The sequence below is a fragment of the Psychromonas aquimarina ATCC BAA-1526 genome (genome assembly GCF_000428725.1).
Taxonomy (GTDB): domain Bacteria; phylum Pseudomonadota; class Gammaproteobacteria; order Enterobacterales; family Psychromonadaceae; genus Psychromonas; species Psychromonas aquimarina.
The window spans coordinates 1-21,957 of the sequence record NZ_AUAM01000010.1 but is presented as its reverse complement, the minus strand read 5'-3'; the positions used below and the strand labels follow the sequence as shown (position 1 = coordinate 21,957).

The following is a 21,957-nucleotide window of genomic DNA, read 5'->3' as shown; positions in this document are numbered from 1 at the left end:
GCGGGGGGCGCATGAAAGACCCGGTTATTTATACCCAGTTAGACAGAATCGAGGGCCCGTTGATAGCCATGCTGTTAGAGCTCTCTGACATTGGCTATGGCGAAGCGGTTCAATTGGTGGACAAACAGGGGCGAACCCGGAATGGGCGAGTTGTACTGATGGATGGTGAAAAAGTCACCATTGAAGTCTTTCAAGGAACGGCTGGGTTGGCTAAAGAGAATATGAGAACTCGGTTCTTAGGTAGACCTATTACACTTAATCTTGATCCTTCTATTATCGGCCGCCGACTCAGCGGCATGGGAGAGCCAATCGACGGCGGGCCGCCATTGGCCGGCAGCGGACGTGATATTAACGGCAGCGTTATCAATCCGACCGCTCGTGCTTACCCTCAGGAGTTTGTGCAGACCGGCATCAGCAGCATTGATTTGATGAATACGCTGGTGCGGGGGCAAAAGCTGCCTATTTTCTCCTCATCGGGCCTGCCCCATGATCAGCTCGCCATCCAGATAGCCCAGCAGGCACGTATTCGGCCCGACCTCAGCGGGCATACGCAGGATCTAAATGACAGCAGCAAGGAGCTGGTCGTGGTATTTGCGGCCATTGGGGTAAAACATGACGTAGCCGTACGCTTCGCGGAAGAGATATCCGGTCGTACCGTGTCGTTCCTGAATCTAGCTGATGATCCTGTGATGGAGCGCTTATTAACGCCCAGAGCGGCACTAACGGCTGCCGAATATCTGGCCTTTGAGTTGGGACTGCATGTACTGGTTATTCTCACTGACATGACAGTATACGGTGAAGCTCTTCGCGAAGTCGCTTCCGCTAGGGGAGATGTTCCCTCCCGCAAAGGGTATCCAGGTTACCTATACAGTGATCTAGCAGCATTATTTGAGCGTGCGGGGCAGATTAAAGGTAAAAAAGGCTCGATTACGCAGCTTCCCATACTGACCATGCCCAACGATGATATCACCCATCCTATTCCCGATCTCACAGGGTATATTACGGAAGGACAAATAGTGCTTTCACGAGATCTGCACAGGCAGGGAATTTATCCACCTATCGAGCTTTTACCTTCACTTTCCCGACTGATGGGGGACAGTGTCGGAGAAGGCTATACCCGTAATGATCACCTGCCGTTAATGGAGCAGCTCTATGCAGCCTATGCTCGGCGGGATGAAGTACGCATGATGAGCCGCATTATGGGGGAAGATGATCTGTCTGAGATTGATAAATGTTATCTTAAATTCGGCAAGCAGTTCGAGCAGCACTTTATCGCACAAGGTGCAGGAGAAAACCGCAGCATTGAACAGAGTCTGGCTATTGGATGGCAGTGTCTGAGCCGTCTGCCCGTCCGGGAGATGACTCGACTCAGCAAAGAGGAGCTGGCAAAGCACCAGGATATTTGGCAAACCAGTAGCATTGGAGTAACCGACTGATGCGCGCGCAGCAGATCCGCCCAGTCACCAAAGCTGAACTGGTTCACTTAAGAAAGGAAATTAAAGTTTCTCAGGAAGGGCTGGAACTGCTGGAGCATAAAAGAGATATATTAATGGCAGAAGGGCTGCAGTTACTAAAGTCGGCTAAAGCCCTGCGTGCCGCTTTAACCCAGTCTTGGGGAGAAATAGAAAAGCAATGGCAGGCAGTACTAAATCAGCAGTCGACTGACAAACTGCAGTGCTTAGCTGACGCTCTAAAACCGCTGGCTGAGTTGCAGGATTGTGAGCATCGCTGGATGTCGGTAAAATTTGCCCAGTATAAAAGCGATGCGCCGAAATTGGATCTGCTGGGCTCCATCTGTGAATTAGACCTCAGAGTAGAGTCAGTACGCGGTCAATTGGCGCAGCGAATTCCCCAACTTATCGAGCTGATGAATATTGAAAGTAATATTCGCCGTATAGCCGCTGCATTGAAACAATGTCACCGTCAGGTTAATGCCTTAACACAAGTTGTTATTCCGGAACTGCTTAAAGCAAAAAGTCGTATTGAACAGCGGCTGGAAGAAAAAGAACGCGAAACTATCTTTCAGGTTAAATTACTAAAGGCCCGGCTATTATGAAACAAGATGAACTCGAAGCTTTTGTTGAGCTGCTGGCGGAAGCGGAACGAAAAGCTGCACAAAGCATCTGCGAGGCGGAAGCAAAGGCAAGCGTCCGAATAACGGAAAAACGCCTTCAACTGGAAGCCGAGAAAAACAGATGGACAGAACAGCTGCTTAAAGAGTTTGAAAAAGAAAAAAAAGCCCTGTTCGAAGAGATCGAAATCGAAAAGAAAACCCTTGCTGAGGAGACAGAAGAGCAGGTTGAAATGATAAAAAAAAGCCATGCATCAATTCAAGAACAGCTGGTGGACTGGCTGCTTGACCGCGTTGTTAATGGCCAATGAAAGCTGCTTTGTGGACTAAACTTAAAGTCGCAGGAGCTGTTCAAAGCTTCGATGAAGAGCTGGAACACTTCAAGCGATGGCTCCCTCCGCCCCTCAGCCCTTTACTTAAAAATTTTCAGAGTTGGCTCGCCCGTTACCGACAGGCAAGTACTGTCAGCGAACGCATCAAAATAGAACAAATGGCGCTGCAGCAGTTTCTGCAGCTGCAGCTGAAAACTCCAGAGCAGCCGTTTTTCTCAGAATTTTTTAGGCGCATCGAAAATATCTACAATATAAGCCTTGATACCCGTAATACTGCATTGCAAGGTGAATTAATCGATCCGATGCTGGAGGAAAAACTGCTTGATGAATTGATTACTTGGCTGCAGAGCTGCAGGCATGGCGCAAACAGGGAATATTCCACCTGGCTGCTGCGCCTGCTGGCTGCCTGGAGGCTTGACAGAAATTCTTGAATGACTCGCAGCATTGAAAATGCTAATAGAAAAGAGTTCGTGTAAATAAGCGATGCGCTGCAGGATCCGACTGTTAAACTGAGTGCCGGCAATGCTGGTACAAAAAACAACTATTTTGCTTTTATGACAAGCCTCCTGACAAAATTGCATGTCAATATAAATGGTAACGGCATTTTTCCCTTTATCAAATTTGGACAGCGAAGTTTTTTGATTGATTCGGCAGCCAATTGTTTCAAGTAGACTGGATTATTATTTTACAGTTCAGGTGGTTGAAACTGGGTAAAATTTATATGGGGGAGCTCTACACCTGCAAAATTAAATTAATCCATATGCCGTTTACACACGGTTAATTAACCCTGCACCGCTTCACCTTTGGATTTATCCCATTCAGATTTAAGCAGTAACTGCGTATTTCGTTCAATGCGCAGCATCTGGCGCGAGATATTGTCAAAATCCCCCAGACTGAGCTGATTAACTACGCGGTTCATTGCACGGACTAATTTAGCATCGGGCTGGTTAATCGATTCATGCGGATTAACGCGTAATCTCACCCTTACTTTTAATTCATTTAAACGGGAAACATGTCTGCAGAACAACTGCTCAATAAGCTGCTCGTCTTTGAACTGGCATTCGTGCTGAATGCTGTAAACCAAAGCGCAAAATTCTGCCACCTCTTCGCGTAATGATTCGCGCCAAAGGCTGCGTTCGCGGGTGACATTTTCTAAAAACAACTTTTTACTGGCATTTTTATGTTCAAACAGGCTTTTAAACAGGCTGATAAAAAAGGTAACCGACAAACCTGCTGCAAACCATAACAGATGAGAATCAAAAACAGTGTTTGAAAATTGCCCCATAAGCCGACCTTTAATCTAAATGAAATTGCTTTAAATTTACGTGATAATTTAAATATAGCTGAATGTCGCTATTATTTTCCTTTGTTTTTCTGCCGCATAAATAAAAATGCTGAATTTGTTAATTAGAGCAGGCCGCCGCTGCTGTTTTCTGCCTAGTAAATATTTTGCGGATATATTTCTGACGGTCTGATCACCTCTAGAAAAGCATTATCAGGATGATAGGGTGCTGGTCTGTTACCTTCGCCGGCTTCGGGTTTATGTTGAATTTCCGTAGCGGCCATATTAATTTTGTGTTGTCCCCACTGCGGATATAATCCATTTTCACCATCTTCAGGCCAATAGGCTTTGTCCGGGTGTTCACTTTTAATATTCTAGAATGATGCACCGTCGCGTGAATGCCTGCCAATCAACTTGGAATATTAATAGAGGTTAAGTATTTGACCTCTTCCATTACCACATAGGTACGTGAGTCTTTTATATCAGGCAGTGCCAGCAGGGTCTGGCTTAAGACTTTACGGTATGCCGACATATCTGCCACCCGGGTTTTTAGTAAATAATCAAAATCTCCGGATACCATATGGCACTCTAAAATAGTATCCAGCTGGTTGGCCGCTGCATTAAAGCGCTCGAAAACGTCGGCACTGGAGCGGTTAAGCTTGATTTCAACATATACCAGCAGAGAAGCATCTAAGTATTTCGGATCAATCAGCGCAGTATAGGATTTAATCACCCCCTTTTTTTCCAGCCGTTTAACCCGCTCTATACATGGAGTGGGGCTTAATCCTATTTTTTCTGCCAGTGCCACATTGGATATGCGGCCGTTTTTCTGTAGTTCACGCAAAATATTGCGGTCAATCTTGTCTAGTGGCATGTGTCACAAAACTCCATGTGGGCAGTGTAATTAACTGTATTTAATATTCTTTGTAGTGGCATATGCCAATATATCTTTAAAATAGATGGAAATACAGTCAAAAAATCTAAGCTAAAGCTTTTATACTTTCAGCACCTAATAAAAACGTGTCATCAATCAATGAAAGGAAAGAGTTATGCTTATCGGAGTACCTAAAGAAATAAAAAACCATGAGTATCGTGTTGGTATGGTTCCTGCGAGTGTTCGTGAACTGATTCACAACGGCCATAAAGTGATTGTTGAAATGAATGCCGGTATCGGTATTGGTTTTACCGATGAAGATTATATTAGCGCCGGTGCTGCGATTGAAAAAGATGCACAAAGTATTTTCGCTAAAGCCGATATGATTGTGAAGGTAAAAGAGCCGCAGGCTGTAGAGCGTGCTATGCTGCGTGAAGGGCAAATTCTGTTTACTTATCTGCATTTAGCACCGGATCTTGCACAGACACAGGATCTGATCGACTCGAAAGCCGTGTGTATTGCTTATGAAACGGTGACTGATGCAAACGGCGGACTGCCTCTGCTGGCTCCTATGTCAGAAGTTGCTGGTCGTATGGCCATTCAGGCCGGTGCGCAGGCATTAGAGAAATCAAACCAGGGCTGCGGTATGCTGCTGGGCGGCGTACCGGGTGTTGAACCGGCGAAGGTTGTGGTTGTCGGCGGCGGTATGGTTGGTAATAATGCCGCGCAGATGGCGGTGGGCCTTGGTGCTGATGTGACTATTTTAGACCGTAATATCGATACACTGCGCAATCTGAATATTCAGTTTGCTAACAGTGCAAAAGCGCTTTACTCAACAGCGGCTACATTAGAAAAAGAGGTGCTGGCGGCAGATCTTGTGATCGGCGGGGTGCTTATTCCCGGTGCGGCCGCGCCGAAACTTATCACCAAAGAGCATATTGCTAAAATGAAACCGGGCTCAGCGATTGTGGATGTTGCCATTGATCAGGGCGGGTGTGTTGAAACTTCTTATGCTACAACGCATCAGGAACCCACTTACATTGTTGATGAAGTAGTGCATTACTGCGTTGCAAATATGCCGGGAGCAGTGCCTAGAACGTCAACTTTTGCACTTAACAACGCGACACTGCCGTATATTATTAAACTGGCAAATGAGGGTTATCAAAGCGCCCTTAACAGTGATAAAGGTTTCTTAGGCGGACTGAACGTTATTAACGGAAAAGTAACCTGTGAAAGTGTTGCTGAAGCTCTTAATATGGAATATGTTGCACCGGAAATTGCTCTTGCCCAGGAGCTGGATTATGCCAAATCGGAAGCCGCGGTTGCATAAATTCTAAATTTACTGATAAAAGGGGAAGCACTGTGCTTTCCCTTTTTTTTGTGGCTGCATTTAGTTAAGCCTGACAAAGACTCTAGGGGCTGTTGATCTTTGCCGGTTGAATTTTGTTCTATCTCAAAGCGTTTTGATCGCGACGAACGAGATGTGGCTTAGTCACCTAAGTAAATTTCGTTCAACAAAGAGCAAAACGCTTTGAGATGAACCCGAAGGGCAACGTTTGCTGACAATTTCTACTGCGTTATCGTCTATTTATGTAGAATAACTACACTACATAGACTCTGCCTTGTATAAATAGCCAGCAAACTGTTGCAAAAACAACCTTGAAAGATCAACAGCCCCTAAGCCTCTATTTTTCTCTCTCCCAAAACCATTTTGTTCTTATCTGCTGCTTGTTTTGTTCCAACGGCTGCTGTGTATTGATGTTACAAAATAAGCACACAGCTTCTATAGTTAGGATATATAGAATACTGAGGTGAGCTATGAGAAGAGCAAAGCATTCAAGTCGGTTTAATCGATTTATGAAAGATATTTCAGCACACACTCCGTTTACTGAGATGCTGCTTTTGTTAATTGTACTCTGGCTGATATTTTCTGCCGGTGTGTATTATTCGGAGCTAGCAGCCTCCGGCTCTTCGATTCATTCCTATGGAGATGCCCTGTACTGGGGAATCGCCGCCTTTTCTACTGCCGGGATAGCGGATGCGCCTGTTTCTCTTACTGCTAAATTTATCGGCGGATTATGGATAGTGATCGGCTCTATGCTGTTTTTCGGGACAATTGTGGCAACGGTAACAACTTATTTCATGAGGCCCATGCAGCGGCCGCACAAAAGGATTATTGATACAATTGAATATAACCTTGAACAGTTAAATGATCTGTCTATTGATGAACTGGATTTATTAAAGGATACCGTTGATACATTGATCGTTCATGTCGAGCGCATCAAGCAGAAACAAAGTGAGTAATGATATGGATAATGTAATTCCATTTCCTATTGATCCGGGAAATTTTCAAGAGGTAAGGCAGTTAATTTCTCAGGTCGGGTATAAAGCGGGGCTGTCTGCAGAAATGATCACTCATGTGACTGAAGAATATCATGAATATTATAACCAGCTTTTTGTAAGAGATGAGAGAGTTATGGATCTGCCGGCTGATTTAGGTGCCCATCAGGCGCTGCTGGAGGCACACATTAAAACGCTGCAGGAGCAGCATAACAAACAGATCCGTCATGCCTGCCACCTTATTCTCGGCCTCTTAATAAAGGAACAGTTGAATTTAATCCGCTGAATCAAGCGAGTTTACAGCACAGGAAAAATTACGCAGGTTATGCGTCCGAGGAGTTGCGATGATATCTGAGCAGGAATATAAAATACTGGCAGCTGCACAGAAAAGCTTAAGTGAAGGGGCCAGATTACGAACCAGAGTGCTTCAATTTGTGCTCTCGACTGTACTGATAGGCGCCGGATTATTTAAGCTGTATTTATTTAATATGATCATCTCCTCTGTCGCCTACGAGACAGCTGTGTCCTTCTTCTATCTGCCTGTTTTAGGTGCTGTATTTCTGTTCCTAGGTGCAGTAACTCTTGCCGCGGCAGTGAAAAATCCCTGTCGGGAAGCCGCCTTAGCTGTATTAATTAAGCATGTTATACAGACAAACAGTGAGCCCTTAATAAAAAATGATAAAAAAAAGGCGTAATGCTGAACATTACGCCCGGAAGCTTTACAGCCGCAGTAGCGGCACGGACTGTTTAGCTGTTAATCACTAAAAGTAACTGTGCCTATTGACTGATAATCATCAGATGAATGCCCTAGATAGACATCGCGTTTACCAGAGGCCGTAACCCAGCCGTTTTGAGCCGCAGACCAGTATTTGAAAGCTTTAGGTTTAATATCAATACTGACTGACGCACTTTTACCGCTGCCGAGTTTTACTTTGCTGAAACCGGCTAAGCTCTTCACTGCCATTGCTACAGGCGCTTTTGCTGGAGCACCAAGATAAACCTGTGCTACATCTGCTCCTGCGGCGCCGCCTGTATTAGTCACTTTAAAGCTGACTTTATAACCGCCGTCTTTATTTGCTGTGATTTTCTGTTCGCTGTATTCAAACTCCGTATATGATAAGCCGTGTCCGAACGGGAACAGCGGTTTCTTGTTCTGCTCATCATACCAGCGGTAGCCGACGAAGATGCCTTCACTGTATTCCTGTTCATTATTGACGCCGGGATAATCATTCGGATCAGTTGCAATACCAGATTCAAGGTCGATCGGGAAGGTAACAGGCAGCTTACCGCTTGGGTTCGCGACACCTAACAGCAGATCAGCGGTCGCCTCTGCGCCTTCCTGGCCTGAATACCACATCTCCAGAATAGCGCCGGTCTGATCTTTCCAAGGCATAGAAACCGGGTCGCCGGTATTGAGCACGATAATGGTATTCGGGTTTGCTGCAGTGACGGCGTTTATAAGGGCATTTTGTCTGTTCGGCAGATTCAGTGACTGTCTGTCCTCACCTTCCGTGCCTTCATTGTAGGCAAAGATAATAACTGGTGTGCCGGCTTCTTCAGCCGCGGCGGCCGCAGCTGACGCTTCATCGATTTTCTGCTGACGCATTGCAGGAGTAACCCAGGTTAAGCGCACATCAAGTTCAGAATTTGTCTGCGGCGTAAGGATACTGGTCACACCGGCGTTGCCAGTGACTTCGATATCATACTCACCGACTTCAAAGTCCGTTGTGAATGTACCGTTACCTCTGCCGTCTTTAGTCGGCAGCAGGCTGATACCGCCGAACAGTCCGGCAGTATCCACATCAGAGAGCGGCGCACCGGTAAACGGATCCGTACCTCGACCCTCTTTGCTGCCTATATATACAATGCCCTGACCGCCTTTGGTGTGCATTTTGATATCATATGAACCCGCTTCTGTTATTACTAATTTACCCTGCCAGGTTGTACTGCTGCCTGCGCTAAGTGTTTCATCCACACCGTCTGTATCTATGCCACCGCCGACAATAGACAAGCCGCCGATACTGCCGTCCAGATCTCTCAGGCTGGCTGCTGGAATAACTTCACCTTCAATATCAATCCCGTCAAAATAAGCTGGTGCCGAACCGGTTCTTGCCTCAAATGCCTGCAAAGGGCTTACCCTGGTGAAGGTATCCACCTGAGAACTGCCGCCGCCGCCGATAATTGCGTGATAAGCTGAAGGCCCGATTATGACTGCATCTTTTAATTGTTCAATAGACAGAGGAAGAACACTGTTTTCATTTCTTAATAATACCGCGCCTTCGACAGCGACCCTCTTAGCGGCAGCCGCAGAATCGGCTTTAATGCTGTCTATACTGACTGACGCAGTGCCGCCGTCGAGAAGGCCAAACTTCTCCATCTGAGTCAGAATGCGCCGGACTGATTTGTCGATAACAGCTTCTTCCAGTCTGCCGTCCTCTACTTCATTTTTTAGATTGTCAAAATTAGCCGGCCCCATCATGCCGCCGAAGCCGTTACCCGGCATATCCATATCCTGGCCGTTGGTGACCGCTTTGCTGCTGCTGTGGGTCGCGCCCCAGTCAGACATAATAAAACCTTCGAAGCCCCAGCGCTCCCGAGCAATGTCGTTCTGGATCGCTGCGTTTTCACAAGAAGAGGTATCATTTACTTTGTTGTAGGCACACATAAAAGCGCCGACACCGGCATCAACCGCATCTTTAAATGCAGGCAGGTAGACTTCATTCAGGGTTCGCTCATCAATGGTTGCGTTTACTGCCTGACGGTTGTCTTCCTGATTATTAGCTACATAATGTTTTACCGTTGCGATCAGACCTTTTTCCTGTATACCTTTGATCTGCTGTGCAACCATTGTGCCTGCCAGTAGCGGATCCTCACCCAGGGTTTCAAAGTTACGCCCGGCCTGCGGCACTCGGACAATATTAACCATAGGAGAAAGTAATACGTCCTGGCCTAATGCCTTACCTTCGGCTCCTGTTGCCCGGCCCATTGCACGGGCGACTTTAGTATCAAAGCTTGCAGCCATTGCAACGGGCGCCGGCATGGAGGTTGCCTTGGTGCCGACTAAGCGGATCCCGGCAGGACCATCGGTTAATCGTAACGGCGGAATACCCAGCTCCGGTACACCTTTAATGTAACCGACAGCACCGGAGGATACAGGCTCTTGTGCACCGGTCATCATGTCTATTTTCTGCTGCAGTGTCATTTTACTTATCAGGGTATCAATTCTTTCTGCCGCATCGGGCGTTTGCGGTGTGTCCGGTGTATCCGGCGTCTGAGGTGTTTCCGGGATAATCGGGTTTTCCGGTGTTAGCGTTGAATCACCATCATTGTTACATCCTGATACAACAACTGATAAAAGCGCAGCGCTAATTGCCGTCGATAAATATTTTTTATTTAATAAACTTTTCGGGGTACTCATACTTTCTCCTAAAATAATCTGCTGATTTTTTTTATTACTCCATTTGAGTGGGTAAACTATAAAATGTTAACGTTTACCGTGCTTATCATCTCGGTGCCGTTTTTTTCCCCTTTGGTGCAGCGCTGTCAAAATGTGATCTGGTTAAAATACCGGCGGCCGTGTATGTTTTGCTTTCATATAAGCAGCCTGCAGAAAACCTTTACAGCAATCTTCACAGGGCGCTCAATGGCGGGAGAATAGCGTCTATACTGAGAACAGATGCTTTATGTTTGTGGAGAGCCTGAGCGATGAGCAATATAATGTTTTCCATCGAGTTCTGCCCGGTGTTATAACAATGAAGATATATCAGTGTGCCGCTGTTTTTTTATCTATTTTCGTATCCTGTGCCTTACAGGCGGCAGACAGGGAAATTGAGCTGGTACGTATTTGTGATGACAGCGGTGAATGGCCGCCTTTTATTCATTATCAGTCGAGAGAAAAAACAGACCAAATAGTTGGTTTTTCTGTGGATGTTATCGAAGCTGTTTTTGCTGAAAACAATATAAAATTCAGTATTGAACTGGTTCCCTGGAAACGCTGCTTACGCGAGGTCGAGTCGGGCAAGTATGATATGCTCCTGAACGCTTCTTATAGTGAAGAGAGGGCTGAAAAATATTATCTGTCCTCCGGTTATTATGCGATAACCCCTTATTATTTCTATTCCAGGAAACATAATCCGAACGGGCTGCCGATCCGCAGCAAAACCGATCTAAGCGGTTACCGGGTGGGAGGTATTATTGGATATAATTATGATTACTGGGGATTAGAAACATCCGAGGTGGATCGTGACGCAAACGATTACAATCATCTTATCGGCAAGCTTCATCGGCATCGAGTGGATCTGTTTGTGGAAAACCTGGAAGTGATCGTTGGTTTTACACTGCTCGGTCAAAATTATATCGATGATCCTGATTTGGGTTACGCACCGATCCCCGATGCTTTACCAACTCTGTTTTATATGTTGTTCAGCAAAAATGAACGCGGAGAGGAACTGATGCGGCTGGTTAATAAATCGCTTGCTGATATGCAGAGTTCCGGACAGCTGCAGAAACTATTAAAAAGTTATTTTCCATAGCTCAGCTGTTTTGTTGTTACTGCAGTCGCATCCAGCCTACGCACTTAGTAATTTATAACACTGATATCGGATATGATTAGTGAATTTTAAACTTTTACTATTTTAGGCTGCGGCAAACCTCGCATGATTACTCTGGTTAACAATTACTCCCTAATATTCAGTATCATAAAGGTTAAAAAAGAGTCTGTTGAGAGCGTTAATATCGACTTTTTCGCAATATGTTTAGTTTTTGCTGCGGTTTTGTAATATGTTAACGCAGTCTTAAAAATTATAGTCGCTATATTGCCTTCATATTTAACCTGAACTCGGGATAATGGGCATTAATACACATTAAATTAACTTGTAATTCACGATGTTATATTCAATGCCGAAATTTTCGTTCCTATCAAGGCAAGTTTGTGAAGTAATAGCAGGCTATTACAAGCAAACTTAACGCTGAAAGGGGCGAAAAGAACGGTATTGAGGAATGCCGCTTATCCCGAATTCAGGTTATTTACTTTAAGGAATCCAAATCCCATGCATATCAACAGTAGTTTTGACGGTGGAAATATCCGCTGCCTGAAATGTGAACACCCGTCTGACATTGAGTTAGAGATAAACAAAGACCATAACAGTGATTTTTATCAGTGGTTTTACTTTCGTTTAACGGGGGCCGAAGGACTGGACTGCACATTAAAAATCAGCAATGCGGCTAATGCATCTTATACAAGCGGCTGGGAAGGGTATCACGCGGTTGCCTCTTACGATAAAGAGTACTGGTTCCGCGTACCGACAACCTATAAAGACGGAGTTTTACAAATCGATCATATCCCGGAATATCAGTCAGTTTATTACGCTTATTTTGCACCTTATTCAACTGAGCGCTGTGCTGACTTTATCGGCTGGGCGATTAATGATGACAAAGTACAGCTTAATACCCTAGGTCAGACATTAGACGGCCAGGATCTAGATCAGCTGATTATCGGCACGCCTGAAGAAGGTAAAAAGAAAATCTGGGTTCAGGCCAGACAGCATCCAGGGGAGACAATGGCATCCTGGTGGATGGAAGGATTCGTTCTGCGGTTACTTGATGATAATGATCCGGTATCGCGTGCTTTATTAGAACAGGCGGTTTTTTATATCGTTCCAAATATGAATCCGGACGGCAGCCGCCGCGGTCATTTACGAACCAATGCAGCCGGGGCTAACCTTAACCGTGAATGGCTGGAGCCAAGTATGAAATCAAGCCCGGAAGTTTATCTGGTGCGGGAGCAGATGCATCAGATCGGAGTTGATTTCTGTCTGGATGTGCATGGTGATGAAGCGCTGCCTTATAACTTTATTGCCGGTGCAGAGGGCATACCTGACTGGAATGATAATTTAGCGCAGCTGCAGCAGCGTTTTGCTGAAGCATTAATGCAGGTTAATCCTGATTTCCAGATGGAGAAAGGTTACAGCATTGATAAACCCGGTGAAGCCAATATGACTGTGTGTACTAATTATATTGCGCAGACATTTAACTGTCCGGCTGTGACACTGGAAATGCCGTTTAAAGATACAGTTGAAACACCGCAGCCGATACAGGGCTGGTCGCCGGAAAGAAGCACCAAACTAGGTGCTTCCGGTATTGATGCTTTATATGCAGTGGCTTCTGATTTATAAAAGTGCTGAGCTAAAAAGACAGGTGAATAACCTGTCTTTTTAAGTTGAACTTGAGAATTATCAGCTAAGTGAAATACCTAAATCGGCAAAAGTGGCCATCTCTTTCATCACTTTTACACCGGCATCAACAACTGGCAGTGCCATAGCCGCACCGGAACCTTCACCTAACCTTAGTTCCAGATTAAGAATCGGTTTTCTGCCCAGCTTATCTAATGCCGCAATATGACCCCGCTCTACACTGCTGTGTCCGGCAATCAGAGTATCTACTACATCCGGATTAAGCGACTGGGCAATAAGTGCGGCTGCTGTGCAGATAAAGCCGTCCATCATCACAGGTTTCTGCAGGGCGGCGGCCGCCAGCATAACACCGGCCATTGCGCCGATTTCAAAACCGCCGACCTTGGTTAAAATATCCACTGCGTCGTTTTGATCCGGCTGGTGAAGTGCAAGGGCTGCGCTGATAACTTCTGCTTTGCGCTGCCTGCCCGGCTCATCCAGACCGGCTCCGCAGCCGGTGACTATATCAGCTGATAAATCACAGAGTACAGAAACAATTGCACTGCTGGCTGTGGTGTTACCTATGCCCATTTCACCTAGAACAAAAAGATCAAATTTATCTTTGATACTGTTTACCACTTCAATACCGGCTTCGATTGAAGCGACGGCCTGTTCGCGGCTCATTGCCGGCCCTTCGGCAAAGTTTGCAGTGCCTTGAGCTATCGAATAGTCAATAATTGTACCTTCATTGTAAAGCTCAGACAGATCGCCTTTTACACCGACATCAACAATAACCATTTCAGCGCCGATATGGTCTGCCAGTACATTGATGGCTGCCCCGCCTTTAGTGAAAGCCGCCATCATAAGAGGTGTAACCTCCTGCGGGCAGGGGGTTACTCCTTCAACTGCAATACCGTGGTCTGCGCCCATAACAATGCACGCCCGCCTGCTTATATCCGGGGTGATTGAACGGGTAATAGCTGCTATATCAACGGCAAGATCTAAACTGCGCCCTAATGCCCAGTGAGGCATAATTAGAGTTTCAATACGTTGTGTTGCTTTTTCACGCCACTCGCTGGAGCTGGGAGTGATCTGGCTAAGTGTTGTTTCTAGGAGTTTCATGTCACATCCGTTTGTATAGATAATTGAGTTTTAAGAATAATTCGGAGCTTTAATAACTGTTATTCAGACAATCATAACGCAGATTAAGTACAAAATCAGGCCTGCTTATTTATGAGCAGCAACACATGACAGCTGCATGACGCTGATTTCAAGTCATTAAAGCTCTGTTGCGGATTATTACTGCTCAGAAGGGGGGGAGAAAAAACAGAAGCAGTTTTTACCCTGTTTTTTTGCCATATACATGGCTGAGTCGGCTTTTTTCATCAGACTTTCAGAGCGAGTACCGTCACCGGGAAAAATGCTGATACCGATGCTTGCAGAAACAAATACCGGAGTATTATCAATCACAAATTCTCGGGCAATTAATGTTATTATTTTTTCAGCCACATACTCTACATCGGAGCGGTTTTTGATCTCACCTATTATAATCAGAAATTCATCACCGCCAAGACGTGCAACAGTATCCTCATTTCTTACCACCTTAGTCATATGCTTTGCAACGCTCTTAAGAAGTTCGTCTCCGGCATGATGGCCCAGTGTGTCGTTAACTTCTTTAAAGTTATCCAGATCAATAAAAAGCAGCGCCCCTTTATTATTATTTCTCTGTATAGCGGAAAGTGTCTGATTGAGTCTGTTTTGTGCTAAAAAGCGGTTAGGTAAACCGGTTAAGGTATCAAATGTAGCCTGCTGGATTAACTTATCCTCCTGCTCTTTTATGCTGGTAATATCTTCCAGTGATCCTAAATAATGAGTTACCCGGCCTGTTTCATTCTTAACGGGCGTAATTAAAACTCGATGCCAGCACAGCCGGCCGCTTTTGGTTTTATTATACAAATCTCCCCGCCAGCAGCTGCCGGATGATACCTGCTTCCAAAGCTGCTGAAGTTCCTCTTCAGATGTATGTTCAGATTTTAACAGTCTTGGAGTCCGGCCGACGGCCTGCTCTTTAGAATAACCCGATAACTGGGTAAACATCGGATTGACATACTCTATTACTCTGCGCGCGTTGGTAATAATGATACCAACGGGACTTTTTTCGACCGCTACGGTCAATTTTTTTAAATCATTCATTGCCCTGTTTAAGTCTCGGGTTCTTCTTTCTACACGCTCTTCTAATGATTCATTTTGATTTTGAATATAGTGGTGCTGCTCCTCTATTGTAATCAGCATTGCATTAAAGTTAGCTGCCAGTAGACCGAATTCATCATTGCTCATGATCTCTGCTCTTATGCCGTGTTTACCGCCGGCGGTTTCAATGGAGGCATTGGTTAGACTGAGCACCGGGGACAGCAGGCGTCTGGTAATCGCTGTACCTGTTATTATTATGATCACGAAAGAAAACAGGCAGAGGTATATATATTTAGTAAACAATGTAGATTCAATTTCTTCGAGCTCTCTGCGCGGCTTTAACAGCAGAATAGAGCCTGAGATGTCGCTGCTCATGCGCTTAATATTTCTAGCGGTTACAAAGTATTTCTGTTTTAAGAATTCAATTTCAATAATCTGACCGTGCTGCTTTAACAGCCGTAAATATTCGATGTAGGGCAGGGGGATATCGATCAGCGGATTATTATCGATTTTTATGGTGGAGGCCATAACTGCCCGGTCACGAACAATTGCTATCTGGACATCATTGTTAATCTGAATATCTGCCATATAGTTGTCATCAATTGTCTTGCCGACAATAACATAACCAGTATTTCTGCTGCGTGAGTTGTCTGTAAAAACGGGGCTGACAGAATAAAAAGCAAACCTGTCATTGTATGAGACGATGGCACTTTCAGTAGCTGAGGAGTCTGTTACCCGGCGTATAAGATCAACGCCTAAAAGAGAATGTCCCAGGTAATCACAGTTATCTGAGCAGTAAATTACTCTGCCGTTTTTATCAATAAAATTAACAAACATATCTGCAAAAAAAACAATCTCATGTTTGTTCAATAAGGTTTTAATATTCTCTAAAGACAATTGAGTTTCGGAAAATATTTTTCTAAGTTCGTGTTCATTCGCTAAGTGCTCAGACCAAGTCTCCGGTCCGACCAAAAATCGTTCAATGGCAAATTCATGTGCATCCAGAATCCCCTGAAACTGCGAATATGTGAGCAGCGAGTAGTTTTTCTGTACCATTTTCAGGTTGAAAAACAGGCCGATGGAAAGGACAAACAGCATTGCGATAAGAAAACTTGCCGTCAGTTTGTAACCAATCTTCTGTGTAAAAGGTATCTTTTTATCACTTTGACTTACGCTGTGGAAATTATTCATTGCCGCTGTATTCCGGATAGTGTTTCGCAAAAGCTTCTTTAGCCCAGTCTAAGCTTTTATCTGCATGGCAGCCTCCGTTCTGACATGAGTTAGGCATTTTGAATGTCTCTGAGGCAATGGGGGGCACTATTTTAAAGGCATGACTGCGGATAGGGTACGCACCTCCGGATTTTATAATATAAGGCATGTGGCAGTCTGCACATGAAGCCGCGCTTGGCGGGCATGGATAATGCGCTTTTCCGGTTTCAGCCGCCTTGTTTGAAAAGCTGTCGACATGACATAAACCACAGTGTTCAGCATCAATATTCTGGGAGTTGAACTGACGTCTTAATCCGTGCGGTTCATGGCAGACCACACAGGAAATACCATATTTTGCAGTTGCCAGGGTCAGTTTTGCATCATCTTTTGAAAATTTATAATCAGATGAATGACATTCAAGGCACTGATCAGTTAATTCTCCTCTAATTTCAGTATACTTTTCCTTTAGGTGTTTAAGAGACTTACTGTGTGTGGAAACAGAAAAATCGGCAAACTCCTGATGTCTGTTTTTTGATAAGCCGACTGCCCACCAGTTTTTACCTTTATGATCATTTTGTTTTGAAGACATCAGGTAGTCGGTCGGAAGACTGTTGCCGGGTTTATATTTTACTGGGAAATTAAAACTGGTCTGCATGTGCTCAGATTTATTACTCTGTTGACCCCGACTGTGGCATTGTCCGCAAACTGAATTATTAACAGAGACAATAATTTCTTTATCCGCAGACGCTTCTTTACCTGTATGGCACACTCTGCAGACGCTGCCCGGCTGTATCTGGCGCTGCTGTATCACATGTTTACCTGCAGGGCCGTGACAGGCTTCGCAGCCGATTCCGTATTCAGAAAACTCATAGGTATCAGGATTAAATCCAGTGGTATGACAGCCGTTACAGTTCGTGGAAAGAGGTGTTTCCCGCCAGTTATCCGCTTTATAGGGAACCCATTTTTGAGTTGTTATCAGCCACTTAGCCGGCAGCGGATAATACTCGTTATCGATCATTCGAGCATAAACCTGCTCCCACTTATTACCGATAATAAATTCAATATCCTCTTTTTTGAAGGTAACAGCTGCAGTCTTTAAGTTAAAGTCACCTTGAATATCAGTTAAATCAGTTACCGGGCGGAACATGACGGGGTGCAGAGTAGGAAGTGTATCTGGTTCTATGGCACTGCTCACACTGCTCAGAGGTTACATAGTGTGCTTGTTCGCTGATATCATAATGAAAAAAAGCTAAGACACCGGATATGCAGGCAAATACGGCTAATAAAACATAAAGCGTAATATGCATGTTTCTGTTTTCCATTAGCCCGCCCAAATTTTTGCTGGTATTTTTATATTAAATATATGCCGCATCAGAAGTAATTCAATGTATTGAATTGACTGGCTGTATTTATACTTATACCGGAAAGGGGCGGTGGACAGCTTAACTATTAATAATATCACCACTGGTAGAAGGGGGATTGGAAATGTAACCTTCTAAAAAAGCCGCAGTTTTAACTGCAGCTAGTTATTAAGCAAAATCAATAATCACGGTAGTGCCGACATCACTGTTTGCCTGTAGAGAAAACTTCCACTGCTGACTTTTAACAATCTGCTGCACAATATCCAGGCCGAGACCGAATCCCTGACCGTCGCTGATGCCGCGTTCCTGAAGTTTAGCCGCCGTTTCCTGGGCAAAACCACAGCCCGTATCTTTAATGGTGACTTTAGCCGCCTGCACTGTGATCTGCACTGTACCGTTGTCGGTATGTTCAAATGCATTTCTAATTAAATTACTCAGTACGATGCGGCAGGGCGTTATTGCTAACTGAAGTTCAACGCTGTTGTGTTCTGCCAGCTCAACGCTGACAGTTTTCCCTTCAAGCAGATAATTAAGATCGGCAGCCGCTGTTTCAACTGTCTGAAAAAGATTGATCTGCTCAGTTTGTGCCGCTTTGTGCTGCTCTCGCCCTGATAAAAGAATCGCCTCGCTAAGCTCTGCCATGGAGCGGTTGGAACGGCGGATATTCTGCAGCTGATCTTCTATCTGATGATTTCCTCGTGAACTGCGCAGCGCAATAATCTCTAATGAGCTGGCGACAACTGCAATAGGTGTGCGCAGTTCGTGGCTGGCATTCTGTAGAAATTTTTTCTCGCGCAGATGAAACTGATGAATCCGCTGCAGAGCACTGCGCAATGTGTTGGCGACATCGCCGATTTCAGTTTTATCAGACATTATTGGAAATTTAAGATCCGGGTTATTTTCATCTAAATTATTAGCCATTTCGCTGAGCTGATAAAGGGGATTTAATACCTTAGCAATTAAACGCTGTGCCAGCCAGAAAACCAGGAAAATAGCCAGTACTGCCGTTAATGCAATTGCTCCGGGCAGGTTTATTATCCAGCCTTTTCTAGGCGGCATCGCTAAATCAGCTAACGCCTTATCGTTGTATACCAGAAGCAGTTTGTGCCTGGAGTTTTTAAGCGGAAAAGCCAGCATAAAGTAGCGGGCCGCAGAGTTTTTATCCCCGTGATAGATATTCATCTGATAATCATTTACAGGCTGATCTTTAAAGTAATCCTGTACAGTTTGAGGCAGGTTATGCCTGCCGATATAAGCTGCAACACCGCCGCTTTGCGGCAGAGGGTAATCAGGCTGAAGTTCGAGTTGAGCGGAATAATGTTCAGCTAAAATCATCATGGAGCGGTGTGTTGCATTCGCATGACCCATAAAATAAAGGTTATAAAGCAGGGCAGAAAAAACCACAACCAGTAAACCGATACTGATAAAAAGCTGCTTTCTAAACTGATGACGCAGACGGCTTTTATGTTCAATCATAATGTCTGACTCTTAAGCACCAGGCCAACGCCGCGCACCGTTTGAATTAACGGAACGGCAAAGGGTTTATCAACCACTAAGCGCAGCTGGTAAATATGTGATTTTAGTACGTCTGAATCGGGGACCTGATCCGGCCAGATAAGCTGCTCTATTTCCCGGCGGGTAACTACTTTCGGACTTGCTCGTAATAAGATCTCCAGGATTTTCCAGCCGGCGCGGTTTAAAGTAAGGCTCTGCCCGGCACGGGACACTTCTCTAAGAGCCAGATCCATTTTTAAATCTGCAGCCTGGAGAATTGTCCTGGTGCCTTTGGAACGGCGGATAAGGACCTGCAGGCGGGCAAGCAGCTCAGACAGTGCAAAAGGTTTTACCAGATAATCGTCGGTACCGGCAGTAAAACCTTCGAGCTTGTCTTCCAGGGTATCTCGGGCGGTGAGCATTAGAACAGGGCAGTCATTCTGCTGCTCGCGAAGTTTTTTACAGACACTCATACCGTCTAGTCCGGGCAGCATGATATCAAGTATAACGGCATCAAAAGAGTGTGACTGGGCCAGAGCAAAACCTTGATCTCCGCGGTGAGCAAAATCGCATTCAAAGCCGTGTGCTTCGAGATACTCGATAATATTTGCCGCCAGCGAGCGGTTATCTTCAATAACTAAAATCATAATCTTCCTTCCCTGTTTAAGTTAAGTATATATTTATCAACAAAACTCAAGGGCAGCTAAATCCTATAAATACAGCGGCAGTCAAAAAATAAAATAAAATAAATTTTAAGTCGCGTAGTTCACCTGGATTTCACTAAGGTTTTGCTAATCTCCTCTAATGTAGTTTGCCGGTTATTTTATGGAAAATAAGTGAGGAACAGATGAGCATAAACTCAATTTCAGGAGGACTACAGCAGCCTTCTATACAGATAAATAAACCCACTATGTCGGCTGAGCAGCGCGAAACTGCCGTAGAGCTTTTGTCCAATTTCGATGCCGATGCGCTAAGTACAGATGATGCAGTCACTATTGCTGCAGGTTTAGCAGAGGCAGGTATCAGCCCGGGTAAAGAGCTGGCCGAGTTGATGAAAAACAATGGTTTTGATGCGCAGAGTATTGGTGAAACGGCCGGTGCAGACAGCAGGCCTATGCCTCCGCAGCCTCCTGCTGGTGAAATGCCGCAGGCTGAAATGTTCAGCTATTTAGAGGAAATACTTGCTGAATACGATTCAAGTCAATTAAGTGATTCCGATAAAGACTCAATACTGGCAGCTGTGCAGTCAAAGTTTGGACTGTCATCTTCTGATTCGATTATTGATATAACAGCGTAAGCCGGCTCAGCCACAGATCACGAATTCTACATTTAATGGAATAAATATTATGAATATTTTCAACACAAAGAGATCAAAAAACAAAGCCGCCGGCGCACTGATATTTGCATCGGCAGCTCTTTTAAGTGCCTGCGGAGGCAGTTCTGACAGTGCGGACAGCTCTACAACTAGTGATGACTCGCAGGCTGCGGTCAGCAGCAGCGATACTGTGTCTACAGCAGTTGACGGGTACAGCTATGCTGTTGTGGATACTAATCAGAGCAGCTGCTACAACTCAGTATCGGGGCAGAGCAACAGCTGCAGCGGAGCTGGACATGATGCTGATTATGCGGGGAATCAGCCTGATTATACGGTCAGTGAAGACGGTTTAACGGTTAGTGATAATGTTACCGGCCTTGTCTGGCAGCAGAGCAGTGATATTAATGCTGACGGAGAGCTCAACTACAGCGATAAGCTGTATCAGCATGAAGCGCTGAGTTATTGTGATAACTTAACGCTGGCCGGGCGGGAGGACTGGCGTCTGCCGAATATAAAAGAAGCTTATTCACTGATTTTGTTCAGCGGTAAAGATGCAAGTAATTATCAGGGTTCAGATACTTCAACGCTGGTGCCTTTTTTAGCAGCTGAATTTGACTGGGCTTTTGGTGATATTTTCAGCACTGAAGGCATAAACGCGGGAGACCGGATTATTGATGCCCAGTATGCGACTACCAGCCTGTATGTCAGCACTACCATGCAGGGAGACAGCACCATGTTCGGTGTTAATTATATTGACGGGCGTATTAAAGGCTACCCGGCCGATTTTAAGGAATATTATGTACGCTGTGTAACCGCCAATGAAGATTATGGTGTTAATCAGTTCACGGATAACGGTGATCTGACCATTAGTGACAGTGCAACCGGATTAATGTGGCAGCAGAATGACAGTGATTCAGTTAACTGGGATCAGGCTGTGTTTTCATGTGAAAGTGCTGATACAGGCTCTTATGAAGACTTAATGCCGATCGTTTAAGAAAACTTGAACGATCTTGCAGATAGATCATAATCCTCAATCTTATTTAAGGTTGGGGATTTTTTTTGTTTAATCAAGAAATGGAATTAGTTTATGAATCATTTGAAAACAAAGATTCATATGACAACGTATTGACCGCTATTGATGCTAAATGGATCGAAGAAGCATTATTTAGCACTCAAAAAGCCAGCATTCGACGACGTCGCTTACCCGCAGAGCAAGCTATGTGGCTCATTATTATGATGGGCTTGATGCGTAATCGTTCTATTAAAGAAGTTTGTGGTTCTTTGGATATTGCCCTGCAAACCAATCCAGATGAAATGTA

21 protein-coding genes are annotated in these 21,957 nt (G+C 44.9%); 13 read left to right on the top strand and 8 right to left on the bottom strand.

The features are described 5' to 3' along the window. Positions 1-11 precede the first annotated feature (11 nt). The 4 genes from G337_RS0102995 to G337_RS0102980 are packed head-to-tail and all read left to right on the top strand — an operon-like array spanning position 12 to position 2,834. Complete coding sequence (locus tag G337_RS0102995; protein WP_051302913.1) at positions 12-1,436, top strand: V-type ATP synthase subunit B; 1,425 nt, start codon at positions 12-14, stop codon at positions 1,434-1,436. Further along, on the top strand, positions 1,436-2,056 hold the full coding sequence (locus tag G337_RS0102990) for a V-type ATP synthase subunit D (protein WP_028862561.1): 621 nt from the start codon (positions 1,436-1,438) through the stop codon (positions 2,054-2,056). The genes G337_RS0102995 and G337_RS0102990 overlap by 1 nt, the downstream gene beginning before the upstream one ends. Beyond that, positions 2,053-2,382, top strand: a complete 330-nt coding sequence (locus G337_RS0102985) for a hypothetical protein (protein WP_028862560.1) — start codon at positions 2,053-2,055, stop codon at positions 2,380-2,382. Before G337_RS0102990 ends, G337_RS0102985 begins: the two co-directional genes overlap by 4 nt. Before the next feature lie 8 nt (positions 2,383-2,390). Beyond that, positions 2,391-2,834: a hypothetical protein gene (locus G337_RS0102980; RefSeq protein ID WP_157619189.1), complete on the top strand. Its 444-nt coding sequence runs from the start codon at positions 2,391-2,393 to the stop codon at positions 2,832-2,834. A 350-nt stretch (positions 2,835-3,184) separates the two neighbouring features. Here the strand turns inward: G337_RS0102980 and G337_RS0102975 are convergent, their stop codons facing one another. After that, positions 3,185-3,688 carry a hypothetical protein gene (locus G337_RS0102975; RefSeq protein ID WP_028862558.1) on the bottom strand — a complete coding sequence of 168 codons (504 nt, stop codon included), beginning with the start codon at positions 3,686-3,688 and terminating at the stop codon, positions 3,185-3,187. A gap of 406 nt (positions 3,689-4,094) precedes the next feature. Further along, on the bottom strand, positions 4,095-4,559 hold the full coding sequence (gene lrp, locus G337_RS0102965; RefSeq protein WP_028862557.1) for a leucine-responsive transcriptional regulator Lrp: 465 nt from the start codon (positions 4,557-4,559) through the stop codon (positions 4,095-4,097). A 175-nt stretch (positions 4,560-4,734) separates the two neighbouring features. Between lrp and ald the strand changes: the two genes are divergently transcribed. The 4 genes from ald (at position 4,735) to G337_RS0102945 (ending at position 7,594) form a co-directional block, all read left to right on the top strand. Next, positions 4,735-5,889: an alanine dehydrogenase gene (gene ald / locus G337_RS0102960; protein WP_028862556.1), complete on the top strand. Its 1,155-nt coding sequence runs from the start codon at positions 4,735-4,737 to the stop codon at positions 5,887-5,889. 527 nt (positions 5,890-6,416) lie between these two features. Continuing rightward, the gene (locus tag G337_RS0102955; RefSeq protein ID WP_245597624.1) at positions 6,417-6,863 is read left to right on the top strand and encodes an ion channel; all 447 of its coding nucleotides are present in this window, start codon (positions 6,417-6,419) and stop codon (positions 6,861-6,863) included. 4 nt (positions 6,864-6,867) lie between these two features. Then, positions 6,868-7,185, top strand: a complete 318-nt coding sequence (locus G337_RS0102950) for a hypothetical protein (protein ID WP_157619187.1) — start codon at positions 6,868-6,870, stop codon at positions 7,183-7,185. Between the two features lie 58 nt (positions 7,186-7,243). Beyond that, positions 7,244-7,594, top strand: coding sequence for a hypothetical protein (locus G337_RS0102945; RefSeq protein ID WP_028862553.1), 351 nt, complete (start codon positions 7,244-7,246; stop codon positions 7,592-7,594). A gap of 59 nt (positions 7,595-7,653) precedes the next feature. Here G337_RS0102945 and G337_RS25455 read toward each other — a convergent pair whose 3' ends face one another. Then, positions 7,654-10,317 carry a glycoside hydrolase family 3 C-terminal domain-containing protein gene (locus tag G337_RS25455; RefSeq protein ID WP_051302912.1) on the bottom strand — a complete coding sequence of 888 codons (2,664 nt, stop codon included), beginning with the start codon at positions 10,315-10,317 and terminating at the stop codon, positions 7,654-7,656. Between the two features lie 334 nt (positions 10,318-10,651). Between G337_RS25455 and G337_RS0102935 the strand changes: the two genes are divergently transcribed. Next, entirely contained in the window at positions 10,652-11,431 is a 780-nt protein-coding gene (locus G337_RS0102935; protein WP_169719604.1) for a substrate-binding periplasmic protein, read from the top strand. 516 nt (positions 11,432-11,947) lie between these two features. Next, complete coding sequence (locus G337_RS0102930; RefSeq protein ID WP_028862551.1) at positions 11,948-13,072, top strand: M14 family metallopeptidase; 1,125 nt, start codon at positions 11,948-11,950, stop codon at positions 13,070-13,072. Between the two features lie 60 nt (positions 13,073-13,132). Here the strand turns inward: G337_RS0102930 and cobT are convergent, their stop codons facing one another. The 5 genes from cobT to G337_RS0102905 form a co-directional block, all read right to left on the bottom strand. Further along, positions 13,133-14,191 carry a nicotinate-nucleotide--dimethylbenzimidazole phosphoribosyltransferase gene (gene cobT, locus G337_RS0102925; RefSeq protein WP_028862550.1) on the bottom strand — a complete coding sequence of 353 codons (1,059 nt, stop codon included), beginning with the start codon at positions 14,189-14,191 and terminating at the stop codon, positions 13,133-13,135. Between the two features lie 177 nt (positions 14,192-14,368). Beyond that, a complete protein-coding gene (locus G337_RS27535) occupies positions 14,369-16,450 on the bottom strand; it encodes a putative bifunctional diguanylate cyclase/phosphodiesterase (RefSeq protein WP_028862549.1) in 2,082 nt (693 codons plus the stop codon). Further along, complete coding sequence (locus G337_RS25445; protein ID WP_157619185.1) at positions 16,443-17,663, bottom strand: cytochrome c3 family protein; 1,221 nt, start codon at positions 17,661-17,663, stop codon at positions 16,443-16,445. Before G337_RS25445 ends, G337_RS27535 begins: the two co-directional genes overlap by 8 nt. A 334-nt stretch (positions 17,664-17,997) precedes the next feature. Continuing rightward, complete coding sequence (locus G337_RS0102910; protein WP_028862548.1) at positions 17,998-19,305, bottom strand: sensor histidine kinase; 1,308 nt, start codon at positions 19,303-19,305, stop codon at positions 17,998-18,000. Beyond that, entirely contained in the window at positions 19,302-19,970 is a 669-nt protein-coding gene (locus G337_RS0102905; RefSeq protein WP_425414422.1) for a response regulator transcription factor, read from the bottom strand. The genes G337_RS0102910 and G337_RS0102905 overlap by 4 nt, the downstream gene beginning before the upstream one ends. A 200-nt stretch (positions 19,971-20,170) precedes the next feature. Here G337_RS0102905 and G337_RS0102900 point away from each other — a divergent pair, with 200 nt between their 5' ends. The 3 genes from G337_RS0102900 to G337_RS25435 form a co-directional block, all read left to right on the top strand. Then, the gene (locus tag G337_RS0102900; protein WP_028862546.1) at positions 20,171-20,620 is read left to right on the top strand and encodes a hypothetical protein; all 450 of its coding nucleotides are present in this window, start codon (positions 20,171-20,173) and stop codon (positions 20,618-20,620) included. A gap of 49 nt (positions 20,621-20,669) precedes the next feature. Continuing rightward, on the top strand, positions 20,670-21,632 hold the full coding sequence (locus G337_RS25440) for a DUF1566 domain-containing protein (RefSeq protein WP_245597623.1): 963 nt from the start codon (positions 20,670-20,672) through the stop codon (positions 21,630-21,632). Between the two features lie 65 nt (positions 21,633-21,697). After that, a partial coding sequence (locus G337_RS25435) for a transposase domain-containing protein (RefSeq protein ID WP_211235774.1) occupies positions 21,698-21,957 on the top strand: 260 nt, incomplete at its 3' end.